General features: G+C 29.2%; 7 protein-coding genes. 2 read left to right on the top strand and 5 right to left on the bottom strand.

The window, feature by feature from the left end:
* Positions 1-259: 259 nt before the first annotated feature.
* On the top strand, positions 260-1,465 hold the full coding sequence (locus B8T70_RS22420) for a site-specific integrase (RefSeq protein WP_086896295.1): 1,206 nt from the start codon (positions 260-262) through the stop codon (positions 1,463-1,465).
* 27 nt (positions 1,466-1,492) lie between these two features.
* Positions 1,493-1,639, top strand: coding sequence for a DUF3871 family protein (locus B8T70_RS24395; protein WP_086896294.1), 147 nt, complete (start codon positions 1,493-1,495; stop codon positions 1,637-1,639).
* A 38-nt stretch (positions 1,640-1,677) separates the two neighbouring features.
* Here the strand turns inward: B8T70_RS24395 and B8T70_RS22410 are convergent, their stop codons facing one another.
* The 5 genes from B8T70_RS22410 to B8T70_RS22390 all read right to left on the bottom strand — a co-directional run bounded on the left by B8T70_RS22410 (position 1,678) and on the right by B8T70_RS22390 (position 6,708).
* Positions 1,678-1,959, bottom strand: coding sequence for a hypothetical protein (locus B8T70_RS22410; protein ID WP_086896293.1), 282 nt, complete (start codon positions 1,957-1,959; stop codon positions 1,678-1,680).
* Complete coding sequence (locus B8T70_RS22405) at positions 1,937-2,845, bottom strand: hypothetical protein (RefSeq protein WP_086896292.1); 909 nt, start codon at positions 2,843-2,845, stop codon at positions 1,937-1,939. Before B8T70_RS22405 ends, B8T70_RS22410 begins: the two co-directional genes overlap by 23 nt.
* Positions 2,846-3,047: 202 nt before the next feature.
* Complete coding sequence (locus B8T70_RS22400) at positions 3,048-4,280, bottom strand: phospholipase D-like domain-containing protein (protein ID WP_086896291.1); 1,233 nt, start codon at positions 4,278-4,280, stop codon at positions 3,048-3,050.
* On the bottom strand, positions 4,280-5,116 hold the full coding sequence (locus tag B8T70_RS22395) for a hypothetical protein (RefSeq protein ID WP_086896290.1): 837 nt from the start codon (positions 5,114-5,116) through the stop codon (positions 4,280-4,282). Before B8T70_RS22395 ends, B8T70_RS22400 begins: the two co-directional genes overlap by 1 nt.
* Positions 5,113-6,708, bottom strand: coding sequence for an AAA family ATPase (locus B8T70_RS22390; RefSeq protein WP_086896289.1), 1,596 nt, complete (start codon positions 6,706-6,708; stop codon positions 5,113-5,115). Before B8T70_RS22390 ends, B8T70_RS22395 begins: the two co-directional genes overlap by 4 nt.
* Positions 6,709-6,853: the final 145 nt, after the last annotated feature.

Here is a 6,853-nt window from a genome sequence, read left to right as displayed (position 1 = left end):
AAATGCTTCGGCTGAATCTTTTAATGCAAAAATAAAAGCATTTAGAAGCCAATTTAGAGGTGTAAGAAATATTGATTTCTTCTTGTTCAGATTATCTAATCTTTTTGCTTAATCCCCAACTTTTGAACATGATCCAAAATCTATTTGTCAACTTTTTTGATGAAAAGGGAGGAGTGCTACTCGGGGTGCAATCCCAATTTACGAGGAGTACATTTTTCAAGTCCTAAAAGTATGCTAATTAACTTTAAATCAATTAGCTATGAAAAAAGAAAATTTTACAATTTTGTTTGTCGTTAAAAAAAACAGACTAAACAATAAAGGATTATGTCCTATTAATGTACGGATTACCTATAGGGGTGTTCGTAAAGAAAATGCAACTGGTTATTTTGTAGAACCAAAGGCTTGGGATGCAAGCAGACAGTTAATCAATTCTAAATTACCTAATGCTATAAATGATAATGCTCAGCTAGAATTAATTAAGCAAAAAATCAAGAACTCTTATTTGTCAATTCTATTAGAAACGGAAGATTTTGATGCAAATGATATTTACTTAAAATACCTTGGTAAACCTCTAAAAGAAAATGAATACGTTATCAGTTACTTTCAAAAGTACTTAGATAAGATTTATAGGCTTATTGGTAAAGATTTGCAGTTGGCAACTTGGAAAAAGTATAATTATGTCTGTGTTCAAATAGTTGGGTTTATTAAATGGAAATATAAAAAGAATGATTTCTCATTAGATAAAATTACATTACAGTTTTTAACTGAATTTGAATATTATCTCAAAACTGAACAGAATCAAGGGCAATCTACAATTAACAAAGCTATACAGCGGTTTAGAAGACTCATTAAGATTGCAATTGCTGAAGAGATATTAAGCAAAGACCCTTTTATTCTGTATAAGCCTAGAAAAGTGAAAAAAGAGATTGTTTTTTTAACTAGTAATGAATTGAAAGCAATCGAAGAAGCTTCAATTTCTCAACCAAAATTACATTTAGTAAGGGACTTATTCATTTTTTGCTGTTATACGGGGCTAGCGTACAATGAAATGGCTAATCTTGAACAACAGAATATACAGATAGGTTTTGATGAGGTAAATTGGATACAGATGAAAAGAGAGAAAACACAACGTCAAATCTCCATACCTATTCTTCCAAAAGCGCAAGAAATAATTAATAAGTATTTAGAAGTTAATAAGCTCGTATTCCCATCTATAAGCAATCAAAAATTTAATTCTTATCTCAAAGAAATTGCTGATATAACAGGGATTCAAAAAAGACTGACCCATCATACAGCAAGAAAAACATTCGCTTCTACTGTTTTGCTATTTAATAATGTTCCAATGGAAATAGTTTCAGAATTACTAGGGCATTCAAATATGTTGATTACTCAGGAAAGCTATGGAAAGGTAGTTCAACGAAAGGTGAGTGATGAGATGAAAAAGCTATCTAAAAAACTTAAATAAGAAAAACAGTTATTATTTTCATTTTGTTTGAACAACGATAATCATTTCGTAGAAAGTAATAGGATTAGTTATATTGATACATTCTTGGATAGGAATGTAAATGCCTTTGATTTCTCAAATGGCATTTCTAAAGCATTAAATGGTAGTAGTAAATACCATTGGTTTTTGAGTTGAGAAAAGCCCAACTCTAATTAAGGAGTTGGGTTTAAAAATTAATCTAGAAAAAAATCAAAAAGAGATTTTTTGTTTTTCTCTTTATTGTTTAATTGTGCTTCTTTATGAAGTTTAGCTTCAATAAGTTTTAAGTTATTCAAATCGTCAACATCAAAAAAATGGACAGAAGTATCATTTATATTTCTTTGAATTTTATGCCTTTCCTGAAGGGTTAAATTTTTTGAAGAAACTGCAATTCTATAAACTGCATTTTCATCATTTGATGAAACAAATTCAATATCATTGAATTTATCTAAACTAAGCTTGTTGTTTTTCGCCATGTTCTGATAGTTTAAATTGATTTCTAGCGTTTATAATGTCGTAAATTCCATCTGCTACACCTTTGACTATGGCAACTTCATATTTAGCATCAAAAGCATTTTCGTTTGGTGAATCAATACAAATAAAACCTAAGCAACTATGCTCTTTGTAGTCTATATTGATTGGTACTATAGGGTATACAAGTTCACTGTTGTAAGGTAGTTTTTGATCCTTGTGAAGTGGCATGCTTGTATTGTCATAATTTTTTGAATTGTTCACGTTGTTATTAATAAAAGCCTTCGAATCCTTATTAGATGAAACCTTATGTAAACAAAATGTAAAAGCTGTGTTGCCTAATAATGTATGTTGAGCTTCCATATACTCTTTAGTATCACGCGACGAATGATCACTGTCTCTAACTAAATTCACAATTAAAGTTTCATTATTCCAAGTATTTGCAATAGGTACTTTTATTGAAACTGCACATTCTTGTTTTGCAATAGCTGTAAAAATAACTTTTAAATTATTACATAGTAATATCATTGCTTTCATAAATTCTTCATCATCATGAGTATTTTTTTTTCGGTATTCATTTAGTGACGCGAAACACTCATTGAGTAAGATTATGGCATCTCCATATATTGAGTTTTTATAAACCTCATGAAAATATTTAAAGCTTTCTTTTAAAAAAATTAGAAAAAAACGACCTAAAAAAATTACAAACAAAATTATTATTCCAAGTATAATTGACGTTTTTAATTCTAAGTAAAAATATACTTTGCCAATTAATAACACAGCTCCAACTGAACCTATACTGGAAAAAAAGAATTTCCATCCTGTCCATTTAAAAGTTAGACCAATACTTATTTTTAGTATGTTTCCAATTTCAGAATAATTAAACGTCATAAAACACTTACTTTAACAATATTTTAGCAAGTATAATGCTTTTTATTCGAACATAGAATAAATTTAGTCAATTATATGCAATGTTGTATGTTTTTAAGAAAAATTTATAAAATATAACTTAAAATAATGTTTTTATCTATCTAATTATTAGTTGATTATAAAGGGAAATAACCTTAGTTATTCATTGAGTTAATGTTTATTCTTAACCATGTTTCATTATTTCATAAAGTGGATACAACTTTTTGAATTCCGTTAGAATAGTATTTGAAATGTTTTTATTAGAAAGCCTATCATCTAACCAATCAATATTAGAACCTATTATGAAATAATCTTCAATCGTTTCTTTTTGAGTTTGATTATATAAGTCTTCCGAAGTTTTAATTTCTTTTGAGTTAGGCATATCAGATACATTTATCGAGTAAGTGCCATCAAGGTTTTTATAAGCATTAAAAAAAGCATTCTGAATTTCAGGATTTTTCATAGACTCTCTGAAATGATTTCTATCTTCAATGCTACCCCAATCCTTGCCTAAAACAAGCCAAATTCCAATACTATTTTCGTTTATTATAACTTGGAGACGAATATTATTTATAAATGACTTTTCTTGATCTCTTTTATATGATTGAAGTTGATCATAAGATTTTCCATAATGGAGCCAAATGGCATTAATGTATTTGCCACTGAAAGGATTAAAAAAGTGTCTGCTTACAATTTCTCTAGGATTGTGATGACAATGAAGATCATTCAAACCATAACTTTTAAATTGGGGATAAATGATTTTGTTTAATTCTTTAAATTTTTCACTAACTTCTTTTCTTAATTGCTTTAAATCTTTACTTTCAACTCTATGATATTTTTTTTCAAATATTTTATGATGATTTCTTGAGAAAAATTGTCCTTTATCTTTACTTATTTCGTTATTGATACCATTTATGTCAATAATTATCTCTTTATTTTTTACAAAAACCTTATTAAATTTTGTTTTGTAACTTTCTAAGAAATCTTCGGTAATGATGTAGCCTCGATTATAATATTCATTAAACCATTGTAATAATTTTGTACATTCATCTTGGTCAGTAACTTGAAAATTCATTTCAATATTTTTCTCAAGACCCCAACTTGTAGTATTAGATGAACCAATAAATGCTGTTAAAGAATTATCTTTTTTTTGAATAATATATACTTTAGGATGAAAAGTGTAAGCGGTCTGATATATACGAGCATTAATTTGAAGGTTATTCAATATTGCTTCAAAAACTTTTGGTTCGGTTGCTAAATCAATGCCTATTAAGAAATGTTGATCAGTATTAACAGGCAGGCTACTTTGTATAAATTCCCATCCCTTATGGCTTATCATAGCGGTAGCAATCCAAATAGCTTTGGCACTAAGTAGCTCTGTCTTAATTTTATTCTTGATGTCGGTACAAATAATCATTATGCAGCCATTCTTACTTTATTCTTCTCAATACAAGCAAGAGCAACTGCTGAAAATTCTGCGTTTTTAGATATCATTTCTCTTAAGTCTTGTCTAATACTAGAAATTTTTTCTTCATCTCTTGCACTTCTATGAGGTTTTCTAGTCACTTCTTTAAGATCATTTATCTTTCTTTGGCAATAATTCCAAACAACTTTACGTGCATCTTTTAATGGCGTGTGGTTTAAATGATATAAATCAATTGAAACTTTTGCCCTTTGGAATCCCCAAGGTTCATCTTCTTCTAGAACAGCAGGTATGGCATAGCCCTCATCTGTAAAGAACAACAAATCAGGATCATCTGGATTAATTGGATCCAGAAGCAAAAACACTTCATCATCCATTTCCTCTAAACAAGTTGCCATAACACAGCCATTGCGTAAAGGAAAATAAGAGCCTTTTCCAAAAGAAATGTTCTCTTCTGTATGTTTGTCTTTTCTAAACCTATTTGAATATATCGAACTAAGTCTATAGTTTTTCCAATCATAGGCAAGCCACCAGTAACCTTCTCTAGATGTTTTTTTACCTATCTCATCAAATTGGACAGCCTCATTTTTAGGTCTAAAATGATCTACGTCCATATCTGACATAACTTCTTGTGCTTCTGAATACCAACATTTATTGTTAGATAAACTTTTTAATGGGACAAGTAACTCCTGCCATATAGGATGATCTTTGAAAAATTTCGATCTTTCTTCCGCAGATTTCCCTAGAAGTTCATTTTTAAATAATTCTGCTTTGTCAAACCAACCTTCAGGTAAAATTGATTCGAAATCCTCTCTATTTATAGTTCTCATTCTTTTTCCTCTTTTAAAAGATCTTCTAAAATAGTTAATGCGATTTTATCTTGTTTTTTACGTTCATCTTCATTCTTAGGGATGTTTTTAAACTCTTCAAGGACTGATAATTTTTCAATAAAAAGATTATAAAGAGGATCTCGAGTATATTTGTTAAATCCTGCAGATTCAAAATATTTGGTATACTTATTAAGTTTTTCTTTTTGATATTCTGGTAAAATTCCCTGTCTTTCCAAAACTTCTAATGTACGATATTCATTAAGCTCATTTTGTGTTTTAGGTCCTAATGTAGTTGGTAAATTAAAAAGTTCACTAGTTAAAATTCCAGCTACGCCAATTCCCTTTGGATCAAAATCTGGTTGAAAAGTTTCTATCTTATTGTATTCATTTCCATTTTCGTCTATACTTTTTACCGGATGAAAAATACGAATCTCTTCTTTTGTTAGGTCTCCAATGACAAGAGGATCGTGAGTTGTCATAAGGATTTGGGAATGATCATTTTCATCAACAATACCTTCCAACAGGCTGATATATTTCCATTTCCAAAGAGGGTTTAAATGAGTGTCAGGTTCGTCTAAAAGAAAAAGAGATTCATTTTCCTTGGTAAAACGAATTAAGCCTAGAACTGTTAACAATTGTTGCTCGCCTTCAGATAATTCCTTAAAAGTAATATCTCCATTTATATTTCTTTTTTTTACTTTTATTCTAACTTCTTGTATTAAATCTGAAACATACGTACTTTCTAGAATTTTGAAAAATAATGAATGTTTTAAATACTTATCTGCAAGTTTCTGAATTTTTTCTTGATTTGAAACATAAAGATATATTTGTTGCTGATGTGATCTTTTAACAAAATCTACCCTTATTTTTTCTGTTGTTACAATTGGAGCCATCGATATTTCCCAAAGTTCTTCTAAAAAGCTTCTTACCAGACCTTTTGCTCCCCAGAAGTCACTTGGGTTTTTATTTCTTAGCCAGTTAGGTTCTTTAAAAACGAATAAAACTGATTCAAGACCAATAATGTTTAAATACTCGCTAAGGAAATTCTGAATTTTTTCATCACTAAATGAAAAAAATGACATTAAAACAAAATGACTATGAATATTTCTCGCGTAAAAAAGCCTTCTTATTGGATGGTCAATTCCTTTTAACAAATCATCTCTGAATCGCACTTGATGTCTATCAAAATGTTTTAAAAGTCTATCACTTACACCAGAATAATAAGAGAAAACGTGTTTAGGTAAATATTTATCTTTATTTTCTCTAAAGATTGCTTTTGATAAAGGCTTCAATGGATATTTAATATCGTTACCTATTTTTTCGCCAATATAAAGCTGATATATGCCTTTAACGTTTTTACCACCTATCGCTTTTAAATATCTTCCATTACATCGATATTCTATTTCGTAAGTAAATTCCGTTTCTCTTTCATGATCTAGATCTCTAAAAATTAAAACAATTGCTTCTATGAAATTTGACTTACCTGCCGCATTTTGCCCCATTAAAACGGTGTGCATTTTGCTTTCATCCAAATCAATAGAGAACTTTCTAAGATTCTTAAATTCTTCAATGTAAACTTTGTCTATTCTCATACTAATTCCAAATAACCTTTATCGCTACTTTCTTTGATCTTTTTATCATCTTCAATTAATTTTTTCAGCTCAGCATAAAAAGCATCTATATCTTCTGGAAATTTGGACATTTTCCAAAGATCTTCAGCATGTAATTTACCGTTTT

Origin of the sequence: Flavobacterium sp. AJR, from assembly GCF_002156885.1 — a bacterium.
Taxonomy (GTDB): domain Bacteria; phylum Bacteroidota; class Bacteroidia; order Flavobacteriales; family Flavobacteriaceae; genus Flavobacterium.
The sequence above is the reverse complement of the archived record's forward strand: the minus strand, read 5'-3'. Positions and strand labels throughout refer to the sequence as shown.

Coding starts and splice junctions, on each gene's coding strand:
- B8T70_RS22405 (WP_086896292.1), bottom strand. CDS start 2,845: ATGACGTTTAATTATTCTGAAATTGGAAACATACTAAAAATAAGTATT.
- B8T70_RS22390 (WP_086896289.1), bottom strand. CDS start 6,708: ATGAGAATAGACAAAGTTTACATTGAAGAATTTAAGAATCTTAGAAAG.
- B8T70_RS22395 (WP_086896290.1), bottom strand. CDS start 5,116: ATGAGAACTATAAATAGAGAGGATTTCGAATCAATTTTACCTGAAGGT.
- B8T70_RS22420 (WP_086896295.1), top strand. CDS start 260: ATGAAAAAAGAAAATTTTACAATTTTGTTTGTCGTTAAAAAAAACAGA.
- B8T70_RS22410 (WP_086896293.1), bottom strand. CDS start 1,959: ATGGCGAAAAACAACAAGCTTAGTTTAGATAAATTCAATGATATTGAA.
- B8T70_RS22400 (WP_086896291.1), bottom strand. CDS start 4,280: ATGATTATTTGTACCGACATCAAGAATAAAATTAAGACAGAGCTACTT.